General features: G+C 69.2%; 1 protein-coding gene. It reads left to right on the top strand.

The features are described 5' to 3' along the window. The coding region (locus FF041_RS39275; protein WP_228388558.1) for an AMP-binding protein at positions 1-610 on the top strand (610 nt) is incomplete at both ends.

Below are 610 nucleotides of genomic sequence, written 5' to 3'. Positions count from 1 at the left end.
GGCCCTGCTGGCGGTGTGGAAGGCGGGCGGTGCGTATGTGCCGCTGGACCCTGAATACCCGGCGGACCGGCTTGCTTTCATGGTGGCGGACAGTGGCGCGACCATTGCGCTGGGGTCGGGTTCTACGCTGGCGGGTGTGCCGGTGGGCTCGGCGCGGGTGGTGCTGCTGGACGAGGTAATCCAGGACATTGCTTCCGAGTCGGCGGAGCCGGTGGCGACGGTGATCGACCCGGCCCAGTTGGCGTATGTGATCTATACGTCGGGTTCGACGGGTCGGCCGAAGGGTGTGGCGGTCGCTCATGGCGGGGTGGCGAATCTGGCCGGGGCGATGCGGTCCGCGCTGGGTGTGGACGTGGGGGTGGTGGCGCTTCAGTTCGCGTCGTTCAGCTTCGACGCGGCCGTTCTGGACGTTGTGGTGACGTTGGCTGCGGGTGGGACGCTGGCGATCGCGTCGTCGGAGGAGCGGCGGGAGCCGGAGGCGCTGGCGGAGATGATCCGCACCACGGGCGTCGAAGTCGCGAGTGTCGTCCCCTCCCTGCTCGGCGTCCTCGATCCTGAGTCGGTTCCCGGGGTGCGGAACTGGGTGTTGGGTGCGGAGCGGTTGCACGCT

The organism is Streptomyces jumonjinensis (genome assembly GCF_009600885.1).
Classification (GTDB): Bacteria; Actinomycetota; Actinomycetes; order Streptomycetales; family Streptomycetaceae; genus Streptomyces; species Streptomyces jumonjinensis.
This window is presented reverse-complemented; position numbering and strand designations above follow the sequence as displayed.